The sequence below is a fragment of the Enterocloster lavalensis genome (assembly GCF_046603895.1).
GTDB classification, from domain to species: Bacteria; Bacillota; Clostridia; order Lachnospirales; family Lachnospiraceae; genus Enterocloster; species Enterocloster lavalensis.
Genome location: NZ_CP176637.1, coordinates 1,092,532 through 1,108,842 on the forward strand (window position 1 = coordinate 1,092,532; position 16,311 = coordinate 1,108,842).

General features: G+C 57.8%; 16 protein-coding genes. 4 read left to right on the forward strand and 12 right to left on the reverse strand.

From position 1 onward, the window contains the following. Positions 1-8 precede the first annotated feature (8 nt). From ACK2JC_RS04815 to ACK2JC_RS04840, 6 genes are all read right to left on the reverse strand, one after another. Complete coding sequence (locus ACK2JC_RS04815; RefSeq protein ID WP_024736894.1) at positions 9-311, reverse strand: DUF6637 family protein; 303 nt, start codon at positions 309-311, stop codon at positions 9-11. A gap of 9 nt (positions 312-320) precedes the next feature. After that, on the reverse strand, positions 321-1,310 hold the full coding sequence (gene argF, locus ACK2JC_RS04820) for an ornithine carbamoyltransferase (protein WP_118754929.1): 990 nt from the start codon (positions 1,308-1,310) through the stop codon (positions 321-323). A gap of 238 nt (positions 1,311-1,548) precedes the next feature. After that, on the reverse strand, positions 1,549-2,691 hold the full coding sequence (locus tag ACK2JC_RS04825) for a patatin-like phospholipase family protein (protein WP_092361790.1): 1,143 nt from the start codon (positions 2,689-2,691) through the stop codon (positions 1,549-1,551). Continuing rightward, positions 2,666-2,944: a hypothetical protein gene (locus tag ACK2JC_RS04830; protein ID WP_182481659.1), complete on the reverse strand. Its 279-nt coding sequence runs from the start codon at positions 2,942-2,944 to the stop codon at positions 2,666-2,668. The genes ACK2JC_RS04825 and ACK2JC_RS04830 overlap by 26 nt, the downstream gene beginning before the upstream one ends. A gap of 193 nt (positions 2,945-3,137) precedes the next feature. Further along, complete coding sequence (locus tag ACK2JC_RS04835; protein WP_092361792.1) at positions 3,138-3,977, reverse strand: TrmH family RNA methyltransferase; 840 nt, start codon at positions 3,975-3,977, stop codon at positions 3,138-3,140. Beyond that, positions 3,974-5,923 (reverse strand): NAD(+) synthase, encoded by a 1,950-nt coding sequence (locus ACK2JC_RS04840; protein ID WP_368271017.1) that lies wholly within the window; start codon positions 5,921-5,923, stop codon positions 3,974-3,976. Before ACK2JC_RS04840 ends, ACK2JC_RS04835 begins: the two co-directional genes overlap by 4 nt. 406 nt (positions 5,924-6,329) lie before the next feature. Between ACK2JC_RS04840 and ACK2JC_RS04845 the strand changes: the two genes are divergently transcribed. Further along, complete coding sequence (locus ACK2JC_RS04845; RefSeq protein WP_368271018.1) at positions 6,330-7,049, forward strand: ThiF family adenylyltransferase; 720 nt, start codon at positions 6,330-6,332, stop codon at positions 7,047-7,049. Positions 7,050-7,235: 186 nt separating this feature from the next. Here the strand turns inward: ACK2JC_RS04845 and ACK2JC_RS04850 are convergent, their stop codons facing one another. The 3 genes from ACK2JC_RS04850 to ACK2JC_RS04860 are packed head-to-tail and all read right to left on the reverse strand — an operon-like array spanning position 7,236 to position 9,131. Further along, complete coding sequence (locus ACK2JC_RS04850) at positions 7,236-7,694, reverse strand: hypothetical protein (RefSeq protein ID WP_320937778.1); 459 nt, start codon at positions 7,692-7,694, stop codon at positions 7,236-7,238. Between the two features lie 54 nt (positions 7,695-7,748). Further along, positions 7,749-8,648: a YitT family protein gene (locus ACK2JC_RS04855; protein ID WP_368271019.1), complete on the reverse strand. Its 900-nt coding sequence runs from the start codon at positions 8,646-8,648 to the stop codon at positions 7,749-7,751. 48 nt (positions 8,649-8,696) lie between these two features. After that, positions 8,697-9,131, reverse strand: a complete 435-nt coding sequence (locus ACK2JC_RS04860) for an RrF2 family transcriptional regulator (protein ID WP_007710220.1) — start codon at positions 9,129-9,131, stop codon at positions 8,697-8,699. A gap of 452 nt (positions 9,132-9,583) precedes the next feature. Between ACK2JC_RS04860 and ACK2JC_RS04865 the strand changes: the two genes are divergently transcribed. Continuing rightward, positions 9,584-10,993: a spore germination protein gene (locus ACK2JC_RS04865; RefSeq protein WP_092361814.1), complete on the forward strand. Its 1,410-nt coding sequence runs from the start codon at positions 9,584-9,586 to the stop codon at positions 10,991-10,993. A 97-nt stretch (positions 10,994-11,090) separates the two neighbouring features. Here ACK2JC_RS04865 and galT read toward each other — a convergent pair whose 3' ends face one another. Continuing rightward, positions 11,091-12,611, reverse strand: a complete 1,521-nt coding sequence (galT, locus tag ACK2JC_RS04870) for a UDP-glucose--hexose-1-phosphate uridylyltransferase (RefSeq protein ID WP_320936388.1) — start codon at positions 12,609-12,611, stop codon at positions 11,091-11,093. Positions 12,612-12,729: 118 nt separating this feature from the next. Next, positions 12,730-13,245 (reverse strand): Gx transporter family protein, encoded by a 516-nt coding sequence (locus ACK2JC_RS04875; protein ID WP_227169162.1) that lies wholly within the window; start codon positions 13,243-13,245, stop codon positions 12,730-12,732. 105 nt (positions 13,246-13,350) lie between these two features. On the opposite strand from ACK2JC_RS04875, the gene ACK2JC_RS04880 reads away from it, so the two are divergent. Further along, positions 13,351-13,842 (forward strand): hypothetical protein, encoded by a 492-nt coding sequence (locus ACK2JC_RS04880; protein ID WP_107434414.1) that lies wholly within the window; start codon positions 13,351-13,353, stop codon positions 13,840-13,842. 3 nt (positions 13,843-13,845) lie between these two features. Then, complete coding sequence (locus ACK2JC_RS04885; protein WP_092361821.1) at positions 13,846-14,211, forward strand: NusG domain II-containing protein; 366 nt, start codon at positions 13,846-13,848, stop codon at positions 14,209-14,211. A gap of 111 nt (positions 14,212-14,322) precedes the next feature. On the opposite strand, the gene ACK2JC_RS04890 is transcribed toward ACK2JC_RS04885, so the two are convergent. After that, entirely contained in the window at positions 14,323-16,299 is a 1,977-nt protein-coding gene (locus tag ACK2JC_RS04890; RefSeq protein ID WP_320936389.1) for a leucine-rich repeat domain-containing protein, read from the reverse strand. Between the last annotated feature and the right edge of the window lie 12 nt (positions 16,300-16,311).

Below are 16,311 nucleotides of genomic sequence, written 5' to 3' on the forward strand. Positions count from 1 at the left end.
GGCTTCATTTACCCCCAGATACTGATGGCGCTGAGCACGCCCACCGCGGCCAGGACCACGGTGAGCAAAATGTGTATTATGCCCGTTCTGCGCTTTTTCTTGTCATGTCCCTGAGTTTTCAACTCAAACACGCCGCTGACCGCGTTCAGCGCTGCGGCCAGGAAAAACACCAGTGGGAAGAGCACCTCATGGCCCTCCGGGTTGAGAAATGAAAGCAGTCCGAGGACTACCACTAAAATACCTACGATGAGGTGGAACACATCCAGAAATACGCCTGAATGCCGGTCTCCCCTCCTCGACTGTGAATGCATCATATATTATTATTCTCCCAACGTAGCCAGCATCACCGCTTTTATGGTGTGCATGCGGTTTTCCGCCTCGTCGAAAACCACCGACCGGGCGGATTCGAATACTTCATCTGTCACTTCCAGTTCCGTTACATTAAAACGCTCGCCCATCTCCTTGCCGATCTTGGTTTTGAGATCGTGGAAGGAGGGCAGGCAGTGGAGGAAAATAGCCTGGGGTCCCGCGGCGTTCATCACGTCCATGGTCACCTTGTAGGGCGTCAGATCGCGGATGCGCTCCTCCCAGACCTCGTCCGGCTCGCCCATGGACACCCAGACGTCTGTGTCGATCACGTCCGCGCCCTTCACCGCGCTGCTCACATCCTCGGTCAGTGTCACGGAGCCGCCGCTGAGAGCAGCGAACGCTTCACACTCCGCCACCAGCTCCGGCGCGGGGAAATACTTCTCAGGCGCGCAGGCCACAAAGTGCATTCCCACCTTGGAACAGGCGATCATCAGGGCGTTGCCCATGTTGTAGCGGGCGTCGCCCATATAGACCAGCTTCACGCCCTTTAAATGTCCCAGGTGCTCCCGGATCGTCAGCAGATCCGCCAGCATCTGCGTGGGGTGGTCCTCATTGGTCAAACCGTTCCACACCGGCACGCCTGCGTATTTTGCCAGCTCCTCCACGATCTCCTGGCCAAATCCGCGGTACTCGATGCCCTCGTACATTCCGCCCAGCACGCGGGCCGTGTCCGCGATGCTCTCCTTCTTGCCGATCTGGGAGCCGGACGGGTCCAGATATGTAGTGCCCATGCCCAGGTCGTGGGCGGCCACCTCGAAGGCGCAGCGCGTTCTGGTACTGGTCTTCTCAAAGATCAGGGCCACATTTTTTCCCTTCAGCGTGTCCACGAGAATCCCTTTTTTCTTCTTGTCCTTCAGCTCTGCCGACAGGTCAAGCAGGTACAGGATTTCCTCTTCCGTATAGTCTTTTAATGTTAAAAAATGCCTTCCTTTTAAGTTCATGGCTGCTTCCTCCGCTTTTTTTACAGTATGCATATTTATTAGTATGTTTAAATATTTATACTATAATTTACTACAGGAGCAGCTGGATGTCAAGGGTTGGATTGCATATTTTATCAATTATTGGTATAATTAATATTAAATATACAGGTTATGCAATCCGCTTTAAAGATAAATTTCCCTTTAAAATCAAGATTTTTCGTTATTTCGTCTCCTGGTCCGCTGCATAAATCATGCATAATCAGATCCCTTTTAAAACTTTCTTTCCCGCCTTTCGGTGAATGATCCGCAGAAGCTCCTCCACCTGATACACCTTAAAGCGGCTGATCCGGTACTGTCTGGCAAGCTCCTCCAGCAGGGACAGGTACAATTCCTTGTAGTCCCAGCCCTCCTTCAGCTTCATCTCCCGGGCCATCTGCGGCAGAAGGGTTTCCGTGTAATAGCGGTAGCCGTTGGGGAACCGGCTGATCTCCTCCTCCATCTCCGGCCTCAGATAGGCCAAAAGCTGCGGAAGCTCGGACATCATTTTGTCGAAATAGTAGGGCTCCCCGGAGGGGGCGTCGATGTAGTACCCGCGCCCGGCCAACCCGTAGAGCATGCGCTTGGCGTCAAAATAGCCCAGCACCATGTTCCGTTTTGCCCGCCTGCGGTCAAATTCCAGGATTCCGCCCAGGTCCTGGCGCGGGCAGATATGATGGAGGTTCACGTCCTCCGGGACTTTGAGGCGGCGCTCCGTGTCCACGCCCAGGCCGTAGATCCGCACCACGATGATGTCCTTGTAGCCTTTGTCCATCAGCACGTCCACCGGCACGTTGTTCACGCCGCCCCCGTCCATGTAGAGCTTGCCGCCCAGCCGTTCCGGGCGGAAGCCGATCAGGTAGGCGCTGGCCATCAGCATGTCGCCGATCTCGCCCTCCGGCGTCTCCTTGACGTTCACCACCAGCGGCTGGCGGTCCGAGACGGAATAGGTCACCACGTAGAGGTCTCTGGGCGAGCTGCGGATCCGCTCCTCGTCCACCATATCCCCGATCAGGCCCATGAGAGGGGCGATGTCAAAACCCCGGTCCTTTAGCAGCCTGGTGCCTCCGGCGATGAGATCGGGCAGGTTTTTCAGACTGAAATTCCGGATCCGCTCCATCAGGGCTTCGTCCACATCCATCACCCGGGAATAACTGATGTTCTCCCAGATCCGCTCGGCCTTGGAAAAATCGTCCATGCAGATCAGCGCTCCGTTGAGAGCCCCCACCGAAGTCCCGGCCACGCCCTTTATGCGGATCCCAGCCTCCTTCAAAGCCTTCCACGCGCCCACCTGGTAAGCGCCCTTGGCGCCTCCGCCTTCCAGGACGATGCCGTATTCCTTATTCAAGTCCAGTTGTAACTCCATGCATCCTCCCCTTGCTGCGCCGGCCGCCACGATCCGCCCGGCCCGCCAGAAGCGCTGCCGGCCGGACCGCCAAAAGCAGCAGAAATGAAACCGTCACAAAACACATCAACTGGCCTTCCATACCTGCGTACAGAAAGGCCGCCGCTGCCGCGGCCAGCGCTCCTCCCGCAAACCATAAGGTCGTCAGGGATTTCTGGATCATCTCCAGTCCCAACAGCGCCAGAAAAACCGTCATCCACGCGATTACCGCCATTCTTTGATCCACTCCTTCCACAAATCTGTTCCACAGATCCTCCCGCCGGACGGCGGCCAGGCCCGCGTTTCCGGTTGGAATGATCTATGTATTAGGAAGTTTGGCCTGGGGCGACAGAAACAGCTGCGGCGCCGGAGGAATCTGTGGACGGCGGAATCGGCTGCCGGGCCGGTGAAACCTGCGGACGGCGATATCACCTCTGGCTGCTATTTCTCCTCTGCCGGGCCGCCTCGAACATCAGAACCGAGGAAGCCACCGCGGCGTTGAGGGACTCCACCTGACCGGCCATGGGAATTTTGATGTAGCAGTCCGCCATGGCGGCAGCCTCCTCCGTCAGGCCTGCCGCCTCGTTTCCGATCAGAAAACCAATATTACCAGTATAATCTTCCTGGTCGTAATTATTCGTCCCTTTGAGATGGGCCGCAAACAGCCGCACGCCCGCGGACTTGATCTGCGCCAGGGCGGCGCTCAGATCGTCCACATACACAAAGGGCACCCGGAGAATGGAGCCCATGGTGGAGCGGATCACCTTGGGATTGTAGATGTCCGCGGTATCCCGGTTCATCACCAGACCGGTGATTCCGGCGCCCTCTCCCGCCCGCAGAATCGTGCCCAAATTGCCCGGATCCTGAAGGGTTTCCAAAATCATCAGACAGGCGGGCGCGGGCGGGTTCTTCCCGGACGGGGCGGAGGTTTTCAGAGCCTGTTTTCCGGCCTGCGGCAACAGCTCCTCCAGCCGGTAATGCCGCTGCTTCACCACCGCCAGCACGCCCTGGGGCGTTTTTGTGTCCGCCATGTAGTTCATCACCACATCGCTTACCGTCTCGTGGGGAAATCCAGCCAGCCAGCGGCGGTTCCCCGGCACGCTGCCGAACTCCTCCGTCACATAGAGCATCTCCACCTGGTCCGGCGACAGCTCCCGGCACATGCGCAGGCCCTCGGCCACGTAGCAGTTCTCCTCCCGCCGGGCCTTGGCCTTGGCGCGCAGGTTCACCACCCGTTTTACCTGTTTATTGCTCGTGCTGCCGATCATAATTTGTTCTCCTGTCCGTGAATCCGATCCAGCTCCTCCAGCCACAGGCGGCTGCATGCGTCGCTGGGCATCCGCAGGTCCCCTCTGGGCGACACGGCCACCGAACCCACCTTGGGGCCGTCCGGCAGACAGGATCGCTTGAACTGCTGGGAGAAGAAGCGGCGGTAAAATACCCGCAGCCACTTGTAAACCACATCCGCCTCATACTGGCCTTCAAACGCGATCAGCGCCAGGCGGTAAATCTTGGAAGGCGCATAGCCGTAGCGCAGGATATAATAGAGGAAGAAGTCGTGAAGCTCGTAGGGCCCCACCAGGTCCTCGGTTTTCTGGGCGATCTCGCCGTCCTTGGGCGGCAGAAGCTCCGGGCTCACCGGCGTGTCCAGCACGTCGTAGAGCACGTCCGCCAGCTCCTTCTCGCCGCAGGTGTCCGCGTAGTAGCGCACCAGATGGCGCACCAGCGTCTTAGGCACTGAGGCGTTGACGCCGTACATGGACATGTGATCGCCGTTGTAGGTGGCCCAGCCCAGGGCCAGCTCGGACATATCGCCGGTTCCGACCACCATGCCGCCCACCTGGTTGGCCACGTCCATGAGAATCTGAGTCCGCTCCCTGGCCTGGCCGTTCTCATAGGTCACATCATGATTTTCCAGGTCCTGGCCAATGTCCTCAAAATGGCTGGTCACGGAACGGCGGATGTTGATCTCCCGCAGGGAGGCGCCCACCCGCTTTGTCATGGCGCAGGCGTTGCTGTAGGTCCGGTCCGTGGTGCCGAAGCAGGGCATGGTCACGCAGCAGATCTGTTCCCGGGGAAGGCCCAGCATGTCGAAGGCGCGCACCGTCACCAGCAGCGCCAGGGTGGAATCCAGCCCGCCGGAGATGCCGATCACCGCGTGGCTGCAGTTTGTGTGCTCCAGGCGCTTTTTCAGGCCCATGGCCTGGATGGAGAGGATTTCCTCACAGCGGCGGCTCCGCTGTCCCTGATCGTGGGGTACAAAGGGCGCTGGGTCCACGGCCCGCAGAAGCGCTCCGGAACAATCCGGCTCCGAGAAGGAAAACTCCACCACCTGATAGTGGTCCGCCCGGCGTATCTCCTCCCCCGCCGGGAAGGTGGTCATCCTGCGGCGCTCCCCGGTCAGACGTTCCAGGTCCAGGTCCGCATAAATGGTCTCGTTGACAAACCGGCGGGACTGGGCCAGGCAGGTGCCGTTCTCCGCGATCAGGTTCTGGCCGCCGAACACCAGATCCTGGGTGGACTCTCCCTCTCCAGCGTTGGCGTACACATAACCGCAGACCAGGCGGGCGGCCTGGCCGCAGATCAGCTCCCTGCGGTAGGCGTCCTTGCCGGTTGTCTCATCGCTGGCCGAGCAGTTGACCATCACCGTGGCCCCGGCCATGCAGTGGCGGATGCTGGGCGGACAGGGAACCCACACGTCCTCGCAGACCTCCGCCCCAATCATCAGGCCCGGAGCGTTCTTGCAGGAGAACAGAAGGTTGGCGCCCATGGGCACCGTCCCGCCCTCCCACGCTGCCTCCACCGGAATCTCATTTCCGGGGCAGAAGTGGCGGACCTCATAGAACTCCTGATAGTTGGGCAGGTTGGTTTTCGGCACAAGGCCCAGAAGCTCCCCGTCCTTCACCGCGGCCGCCACGTTGTACAGCTTGCCGCCGCGCTCCCAGGGCAGCCCCACAAAAACCAGCATGTCCTTCCCAGCCGTGGCCCGGATCACCTGCCGGAGCGCCTCCTGTGCGCCGTCCAGCAGCGTCTGCTGCGAGAACAGGTCGCCGCAGGTGTAGGCGGTTAGGCACAACTCCGGAAACACCATAAGCTTGGCGCCCTTTTCATACCCTTCCTCCATCAGCCGGACGACCTGCTCCCCGTTGAACACGGTGTCGGCCACCCGGACCTTGGGTGTCGCCGCTGCGACACGGATAAATCCATCTCTCATATTGATCATTGCCTCCATCTATCTGCTTGTCCGCTGGTCGGAACCGAACCGGCGCGGATATAAGTCTAGCGACATTATGCCGGCCCTGCCGGCTTCCCTCCGGGGGGATGCACACGGTTCGGTCCGTGTTTTTCCTCCCGCTGGTCGGAACCGAACCAGCGCGGATATAAGTCTAGCGACATTATGCCGGCCCTGCCGGCTTCCCTCCGGGGGATGCACACGGTTCGGTCCGTGTTTTTCCTCCCGCTGGTCGGAACCGAACCGGCGCGGATATAAGTCTAGCGACATTATATCATTATCCTCTCCAAAAACAAAGGCGTGATTTACATTTTCGGAAAAATGATGTACATTGGATACTGTGAAAAATAGACGCTGTGCCATTTGACGGCAGCGAAAGGAGTAGTATATGATTCATGAATTTTCCAGAACCGGAATGCTCATCGGGGAACCGGGCCTGCGGGCGCTGGCGGAAAGCCGCGTTGCGGTCTTTGGCGTGGGCGGGGTGGGAAGCCACGCCATCGAGGCCCTGGCCAGAAGCGGCGTGGGAAGCCTGGCCCTGGTGGACAACGACACCGTGTCCCTCACCAATATAAACCGCCAGTCCATCGCCCTGCACAGCACCGTGGGACGCTATAAAACCCAGGTGATGAAGGAGAAAATCGCCGACATCAATCCCAAATGCAGTGTTTCCACCTTTGAAACCTTCGTCCTTCCCGACAATCTGGAAGAACTCTTCGGGCAGATCGGCCCTGTGGACTACATCCTCGACGCCATCGACACCGTGACGGCCAAGCTGGCCCTCATCGTTTACGCCCAGAGCCGCGGCATCCCCATTATCGCCTCCATGGGCACGGGAAATAAGCTTCACCCGGAGCTGTTCCAAATTTCCGACATCTATAAGACAAGCGTCTGCCCGCTGTGCAAGGTCATGCGCAGAGAGCTTAAGGCGCGCCAGGTGAAGAAACTGACCGTCTGCTGGTCCCCCGAACTCCCCCTGACCCCCGGCCCCACCGAGGAGGACACCGGCGCCCGACGGGCAACGCCCGGCAGCATCGCCTTTGTCCCGCCGGTGGCCGGGCTGCTGATCGCGGGGAAAATCGTGAGGGAGCTTTGCGGGTTGGAGTAGATCTTACTCCACCCCGCCCTCGGGGCCTCTTTTCCGCTCCATGGGCCGCCCTTCCGGCCTTTCGCCGCCGCGTGCCCCGAATCCTCCCCCAATCCCTCCCCGGCGCCCCAACGCATTTCCCAGCGCAGCAAAAAGGGGGCAGCGCCCAAAACTGCCCCCTAAATCCCATACACAAGCTGTTTCCCCTCAAATCCGCTCGGCATACAGATCAAAATAAACCTGCCACCTGCCGTCCTCGTCTGCCATGACATCCTGCCAATGAAAATAATTGTCCTGAATCTCCGCAAAAACCCATTTTCTCCGTTCATCCTCAACATTTGTGAGAACGATCCGGTCCCCCTGCTTTCTCGCTTCAAACCGCATAATTTTTCCGGTATAGCAGTATGCGATATCCCAGGCGTGCGTTCCCGGATTGTAGACACGAAGCGTTGTCCCATATTCAAATCCGGGCAGCACGATCACGTCCTGCACCGCCATTCCCCCGAGAATCCATGAAAAATGCCACTCGCCTTTCATCACGCTCAAATCGCGGTTGTCGACGTAATCAATTTTCCAACTGCCAATCAGCTTTCCAAAATAGTCAAACTCTTCGGGCAAATCGTTATGTTTCCCTCCACTTGCCAGCGCTTCAAAAAAATGCTTCATTGGCCGCTTCCTCCCCTTTCCCGGCCGTCCCGCCGTAACGCGCCTCCGCCGTATTTACTCCAACGGCTTGCGGTAAAACCGCCCCACAAACCGCTGGGTCTTTAAAACATTGATAATCACGTGCTCATCCACATGACGGATCAGGTGAATGGCATCCGTGGATTCATAGGATGAAAGCACGGTGTTGAGCAGATACATTTTCTTTTTGCTGTACCCGCCGTAGGCCTCCACACAGGAGATGCCGTGGTGAAAATGATGAATGTAGGCGTCGATCATCTCCGGGCCCTTCACCGTGGTGATCTGAAGGGTCACCTGATCGTACCGGTGGTGGAACGAGCCGATCATGCGGGTGGATATAAACTGGAAAATAATGGAATATCCTGCGTACTTCCAGCCGAACACGTACCCGTAGATACAGTACATCACGGCGTTTCCGAAAAATACCCAGGTCCAGATGGACATGCCCGTCCGGTTGGAGATGTAGAGCGCGATAAAGTCCGTGCCGCCGGTGGAAGCGTTTCCCCGCAGGGCAATCACAATGGAAGCTCCCCAGATCACGCCGCCGAAAATGACGTTCAGCACTTCGTCGTTGAAAATGGGCCGGAAGGTAAACACCTGCAGAAACAGGCTGCAAAGCGCCACCTGGACCAGCGAGAAGGCGGTAAAGCGCAGGCTGATTCCCTTGCAGCACAGGATGGCCACCGGGATGTTGAGCAGCAGCATGGTCACCTGCATGGGGATATGAAAGCCCCGCAGTTCCCCCAGGCGCTCCACCAGCATGGCTAACCCGGTAAAGCCCCCGGAAATGATCCCGGACGGCCTCGCAAATACCTGCAATACATAGGACTGAACCAAAGCGGAGAGAATGACCGCTGACAGTGTGATGGTGTAACGGACTTCTCTCCGGTGCTTTAATTGTTCGATATAGTCGCTGATCATACGAATTCGATTCATGAGCAGAACTCCTGTTTGTTTTTTCGGGAAAACTGCGGGCGGATTGGATCAGATCACGTAATTGTCCTGCATGGCCCTCTGCCACTGCACCAGATCGTCCAGGGTGTAGCCGTCCACCACGTCCCTTATGGCGCCGTCCAGCTCCTTCCAGAGCTTTAAGGTCACGCATTCCTGCTGGCGCGCGCAGGGGTTGTCATCCCCCGTGAGGCAGTCCACCGGCGCCAGGCTTCCCTCGGTGACGCGCAGAATCATGCCCACCGTGTAGTCCTTCGCCGGGCGGGCCAGATAGTAGCCGCCCTGGTTTCCCCGGATGCTGCGGACATAACCCGCTCTGGATAGTATGGATATAATCTGCTCTAAATATTTGCCGGAAATCTCCTGGCGTTTCGCGATGTCTTTTATTTTTACAGGCTCCCCGTCCGCGTGAAGGGCCAGATCAACCATCGTGCGGAGGGCATAGCGCCCTTTGGTGGATATCAGCATAATTTGTCACGTCCTTTTGTGATTCTTCTCGGTGTTATGAATATCATACTATTCCTGTAGGAAATATGTCAATAGGGAGTTTTAAAAGGGAACCCTTGTCAGAAAACAGGATCCGCATACAAAGAGAAGCTGCCTTTCCCCCACAGAAAGCAGCTTCTGGTCACGATCTTAAACCGTCACACTATTTAGTTTATCTGGCATCCCCATACCAAACAAAACGTTGTAAGGCACTTCATTGTGCTTCTTACAGACACACTATAGCATCGCGGGGGTATTTTGTCAATATTTTTTGTGCAATTTAGTGAATTGCGACATCTTTCGACTTTATTTTTTCGATTAATTTTTCTGTGCTTGTCCGCGTGTGAAATACATCTGTCTTTTTGCATAATTTCCCGGGGTGTGCGCATACTCATTTTAGACTTATTTTTGACACGCTTTTAAGGAGGAACTTCATGGAATTCTCAACGAACCTGCAGGATAATATCGATTATCTCCACAAAAAGTTGAATGTGCAGAACAACTTCGACGTGGTTTACCGGACCCTTCACATCGGCGGGCGGACGGCCTGCCTGTACTTTATAGACGGCTTTGCGAAGGATGAGACTCTGCTGAAAATCCTCCAGGTGTTCAGCACCATAAAGGAGGAGGACATGCCCGGGGACGCCCACGGGTTCACCAAGCGGTATGTTCCCTACGGCGAGGTCGGCCTGATCAAAAAGGACGACGATATGATCGTCCAGCTGCTCTCCGGCGTCTCCTGCCTGCTGATCGACGGGTACGACACCTGTATCGCCATAGACGCCCGCACCTACCCCGCAAGGGGCGTCAGCGAGCCGGAGAAGGACAAGGTTATGCGCGGCTCCCGGGACGGCTTTGTGGAAACCCTGGTATTCAACACCGCCTTAATCCGGCGGCGCATCCGCGATCCCCGGCTGACCATGGAAATCATGACCGCGGGCGAAAGCTCCCACACGGACATCGCCATCTGCTACATGCAGAACCGTGTGGACCAGCCCTTGCTTGAAATGATCAAAAAGAGGATTCAAAACCTGAAGGTGGACGCCCTGACCATGAACCAGGAGAGCCTGGCCGAGTGCATTTACCCCCACAAATGGTTCAATCCCTTCCCCAAGTTCAAGTTCTCCGAGCGGCCAGACACCGCGGCGGCCTCGGTGCTGGAGGGTAATATCATCATTCTGGTGGACAACTCCCCCGCCGCAATGATCCTGCCCTCCTCCGTGTTCGACATCATCGAGGAGGCGGACGATTACTACTTTCCGCCCATCACAGGCACCTACCTGCGCCTGTCCCGGATGTTCATCTCCCTGCTCTCCCTGATGCTGACGCCCATCTGGCTGCTGCTCATGCAGAACCCGGAGCTGATCCCCTCCTGGCTGGCCTTCATCCGGGTGTCGGACCCGCTAAACGTGCCCCTGATCTGGCAGCTTCTGATCCTGGAATTCGCCATCGACGGCCTGCGGCTGGCGGCGGTGAACACCCCCAACATGCTGACCACACCCCTGAGCGTCATCGCCGGTATCGTGCTGGGCGAGTACGCGGTGAAATCCGGCTGGTTCAACAGTGAAACCATGCTGTACATGGCCTTCGTAACCATTGCCAACTACTCCCAGGCCAGCTTTGAGCTGGGTTACGCCATGAAATTCATGCGGATTCTGATCCTGATTCTCACGGCCATCTTCAACATCTGGGGCTTCGCCGTCGGAGTCATCCTGTCCGTCTGCGCCATCGTCTTCAACAAGACCATCGCCGGAAAGAGCTATATCTATCCGTTAGTCCCATTCAGCCTCTCCGAGCTGAAAAAGCGGTTCCTGCGCGGCCGGCTTCCCCACACGGAAAAATAGACCGGGGCAACCGCCGGTTTTCACCAAAAAGGCCGGATTCCCCCGGACATCCCTTCCTTCTGCGGGCTGTCCGGCGAATCCGGCCTCTTATTTCTTTCTACGCCTCCGCGAATCCCACGCTGGCCAGGAACCGGCCAAAGGCCGCCCGCCCATTTTCATCGCACTTGTAGACTCCCGCGTCCTCCAACACTCTGGCGAACACGTTCCCAACCTCGGTTCTCAGGATGTCGTTTACATTTTCCCGGGTAACCGCAACTCCGGCGGCCGCGTAGCGGGGCAGAAACTCTTCCACCCAGTCCGCGTGTTTTGCCAGCTCCCCGTCCCCACGGATATCCCGGCCCTCCGCGATGAAATCAGCCAGGTCCGTCAGCTCCTTCTTCAGTCTGGAGGGCAGCACCGCCAGACCCATCACCTCGATCAGGCCGATATTTTCCTTCTTGATGTGATGCAGCTCCTGGTGGGGATGATACACGCCCAGGGGGAATTCTTCGGTGGTGAGGTTGTTTCTGAGCACCAGGTCCAGCTCGAACTTGTCCCCCACCTTGCGGGCGATGGGCGTGATGGTATTGTGAGGTTCCCCGTCCATCTCCGCGAAAATGAACGCGGACTCGTCGCTGTAGCCCCTCCAGGCCGCCAGCACCTTATCCCCCAGCTCCACCAGCCGGTCGGAATCCCCGCACCGCAGGCGCAGCACGGACATGGGCCAGAACACGATTCCCGCCTCCACGTCCTCAAAACCTTCCAGGGTAAAATACTTCTCAATGGGCGCTTTGGCCATGGCAAAGGTGTAATGTCCGCCCTGGAAATGGTCGTGGCTCAAAATGGAGCCGCCCACAATGGGCAAATCCGCGTTGGAGCCCAGGAAATAGTGGGGGAACAGCTTGATGAAATCGAACAGCTTCACAAACGTGGCCCGCTCGATCTTCATGGGAATGTGCTCCCCGTTGAACACGATGCAGTGCTCGTTATAATACACATAGGGGGAATACTGGAATCCCCACTCCCCGCCGTTGACGGTGATGGGGATCACCCGGTGGTTGTTCCGGGCCGGGTGGTTGGTTCTGCCCGCGTAACCTACGTTCTCCATGCACAGCTGGCATTTGGGGTACCCGCTCTGCTTGGCCAGCTTGGCCGCGGCGATGGCCTTGGGATCCTTCTCCGGTTTGGAAAGGTTCACCGTGATGTCCAGCCGGCCGTAACGGGTGTCAGCCGTCCACTTCATGTCCTTTTTGATGCGGTAGCGGCGTATGTAGTCCGAGTCCTGGCTCAGCTTGTAGTAATACTCCGTGGCGGTCTCAGGCGACTGCCCGTAGCGTTTCCAGAATTCCCGGTTCACCTCCGAGGGTCTGGGCATCAGGCAGTTCATCAGCCTGGTGTCGAACAGGTCCCGGTACACCACGCTGTCGCTCTCCAGCAGGCCCCTGGCGCAGGCGTCGTCCAAAAGCTCCTTCAGGATCTCCTCCAGGCCGGCGTAAGCCCTGGGCGTTTCCGGCTCCCGGTACTCTGAAAGGCCCATCACATCCAGAATCTGGTTGCGCGCGTAGATGGCGTCCTCCCGTTCAATCAGCCCTGTCTCCAGGCCGTACTCCACCAGTCCTCTGATCGCATCATCAATCATCAAAAGTCCCCTCCTGCTTCTCAAAGTGTTCTTTTCCAACGTTTTCCTTTATTATATGCCCCGCCGGGCCTGAACACAATGGCAATTTTTTATGTGTTCTAGCAAAATTCTACGCACTTTACCTGGATACGGCCCGCTTGATCCGTTGGACCACCATCCCGCCCAAAAGGCCGATCAGGCTGCCCGCAATGGTCCCCGCGGCCAGCAGCACCGGCAGGTAGGCGAACAGAGCCGCCTGCTCCACCACCGCAGCCGCCACCGCGATCTGGCCGATGTTGTGGGCCGCGCCTCCGGCCACGCTGATGCCCACCATGCCGAACACCTTAAAACGCTTCAGAAACGCCATCACAAGCAGGCTCAGAATCCCGCCCGCCAGGCTGTAGAGGATCATGGACGGGGTTCCGAAGGTAAAGCCCATGAGCACGATGCGCACCAGGCTGATAAACGCGGCCCCACCGGCCCCCACGGTGTAGAGGGCCGCGATCACCGCCAGATTGGCCAACCCCAGCTTGACGCCGGGCACCCCCAGGGAGATGGGGATCAGGCTCTCCACATAGCTTAGAACAAAGGCCAGGGCGATCAGCAGGCCGTAGAGCGCCACGTCCCTGGCATCCATATTTTTCCTACGCTCCATCGCGCGCAAACCTCCTTTAATTCCCATTCCATCCTCTTGTGCGAACGTTGCATCTGTGTTAAAATTATAACTGTCCTAACTAATTTAACCATAAGGAGTGTAAGTATGAGCAAGACACAAATGAGTGCTGTCAAAAAGAACTATTTCGGCCTGGGGATTATGGCCATTCTTTCCGCACTGGTCATCGCTGTTTCCGGCCCCCTGTACCAATCCATGAGCAACCATCCGGATATGCCCCTGGCCGACGGCGTCTACACCTACAAGGACGAGCAGCCAGACGACAACGGCTTTTACAGCATGGTCACCGTGACCGTGCAGAACGGCCGCATCACCGCCTGTACCTGGGACTGTGTCAATGATGAAAATATCGGGAAGCGCCAGCTCTCCGTGGAAGGCCACTACGTCATGACGGAAAACGGCCCCACCTGGAAGGATCAGGCCGACGCCCTGGCCTCCTACGTGCTTCACCACCAGACCACGGGCGGTCTGATCAACGCCGAGGGTTACGCCATGGATGCCGTGTCCTCCGTGAGCATCAACGCCTATCCCTTTGTCAACGGCTTATCCGACTGCCTGGACCAGGCAGCCATCCGGTAATCCATGAAAGCCAAGGGTCCGTCCCTGCCGCGCAGAGACTTAATCCTGATACTGGCGATCCTGTCGGTGGCCGGAATCTGGTACGGTATCACCCGCTATCAGGCCTTAAAAGGCCCCTCCGAGGTGGCCCAGGTCACGGTGGACGGCAAGCTGGTGGAAACCCTGGATTTGAGCGTAAACGCCACCGTCACCATCACCGGAGCGGGAGGCGGCACCAACGTGCTGGTGGTTCAGGACGGGGAAATCTGGTGCAGCGAGGCTTCCTGCCCGGACAAGCTCTGCGTCAAACAGGGCAAAAAGCACCTGAGCACGGACACCATCGTCTGCCTGCCCAACAAGATGGTGGTCACCGTCACCGGAACGGACTGAGGCGGAACGCGCCGTCCATTTTCCTCATAAAAGTGTCCCATAATACTGCCGCAGCCGGCGAAAACCGGCTGCGGTATTTTTGTGCGCTCTGTTTGAACTGTTACGTTTGAATTATCGGATCACCGTGACCTTCTCTCCCACCACCTGCCAGTTGCTCACCGGGTTCTCCCGGCCGTCCACCTTTTTCAGGTGCTCCAGCCCGGCCAGGGGATTTAAGTCCGTCACGTAGTTCTTGCTGATGTCCAAAGTCTCCAGCAGGGGCAGCGTAGCCGCCGGCTGGATCTGGGCCAGCTTGTTGTCCGCCAGGGAGAGGTCCGTCAGCCCCGGATAATGGGACAAAAAGCCCAGCTCCGCGTCCAGGACCACGTCGTCCCAGTTCACCATGCTGATTCCGCCGTACCGGTCCGCCTTCACGTTCTTGTACAGCTTTACGCCGTTCATGGACAGGGAAAGGAGGCCCGGATTGTCCTTTAACCGGCTGAAGTTGATCTCCATACTGGCGCCGTTCAGGTTCAGGGACACCAGCCCCTCCTTGTTGAGCAGCGCGGAAATGTCCGTGTAGAACGTGGTGCCGGACAGATCCAGCTGGGTCAGCGCCGGAAGGTTCGCCAAAAAGTCCACGCTGTTTAAGTATTCCCAGCTCTTGGTACCCTTTAAACGCTCAAGCTGCGTCAAACCGGAAAATGCGCCGGGATCGTCGATGCAGTAGCCCGCGATGGTCAGGTCCGTAAGCCCGCCCATGCTGCGCAGGAACGAACAGCCGTTGAATCCGGCCAGAGTCAGCGTTTTCATGTTGGTCATGCCCGAGAGATCCGGGTCCGGCTGGTTGGAGTATTTATCGATGGTCAGGGACTCCAGGCCCGTCAGTCCGGTGATAGCGCTGTAGTCGGGCAGCTCGTAGTTGCTGGTCAGGCTCAGCTCCTTTAAATTTTCGCAGGAGGAAAGCGGGGCGATGGAGATACATTGGCTGTCGTCCAGCGCAAAACGCTCCAGCTGCGGCATGCTGTTCACAAAACTGATATCCTTCACATGTTCCAGGTCCAGGCGCAGCTCCGTGAGTCCGCTCATGGTGAAGAACACGGAAAAATCCGTCAGGTTGGGACAGTATTCCATGGACAGGGACTTCAAATTCTTAAGGGACGCCAGGTCCTTGATGTCGGTCAGATCGTCGCTTCCATGCAGCTCCAGCCGCTCCAGGCCCGTGAACTGGCCGATTCCCTCCAGGGAAGTCTGATTGTAATCGTAGATCAGCCCGGTCAGCTGGCCCGGATCGTCCACCAGGGCGGCCACCTCGTCCGGAGAAATATACTGCACGCCCAGCGTCCTTAACTGTTCCAGACCTTCCAGGTCGCCGGGTTTTAAGGTGCTGTGCAGGGACAGCGTTTCCAGGCCCTTTAGCGCTCTTAAGCAGGAGAAATCATTGAACAGCTCCCAGCCCATGGTCATACCGGCCGGAAGGTCCCCCTCAAAGGTATGGATCGCCATCTCGCCGTCCGCCCCTAAATCTCCGTCCAGGCCATAGGACACCCGGAAATACTTCCGGTCCGTGTGCGTGTCCCAGAGGCCGGGCTTCAGCTCCAGATAGCGCAGCTTCATAAGCTCCTGTTCGCTGACCTGATCAGGCGTGCGCCCGTAGATGCCTAAGATCACCTGCTCCATCCCCTGGGACCACACCACCGGCTTTTCGGGAGCTTGTGTGGGCTCCGCAGCTATCGCCGTCTCGACCACCGCGCTGGTGGCCTTGGCCGAGCTCTTCTTTCCGGCCGAACCCCGGGCGGACACGGCGATAGCGGCCACAAAGACCACGGCGGCCGCCACGGCGATGATCACAAACCGCTTCCGCTCCTCCTCATGAACCTTCTGCGTCTCCTGAGGCAGAGAGGTCCTGGGTTTTACCTCCTGAAAGGAATGAGGCGGAAGGTCGCCCAAGCTTCGGCTTCCAAAATTCCCCAATTTATACTCATCCCCGGATTCCTGTTCCACCATGTAACGGGTCTTGCAGTATTCGCAGACCGCCTCGCCCGGATGCTCCGGGTCCAGTTTTACCGTGCCGTTGCAGGCCGGACACTTTAATTCCACCAGTTTCATTTAATTACCCCC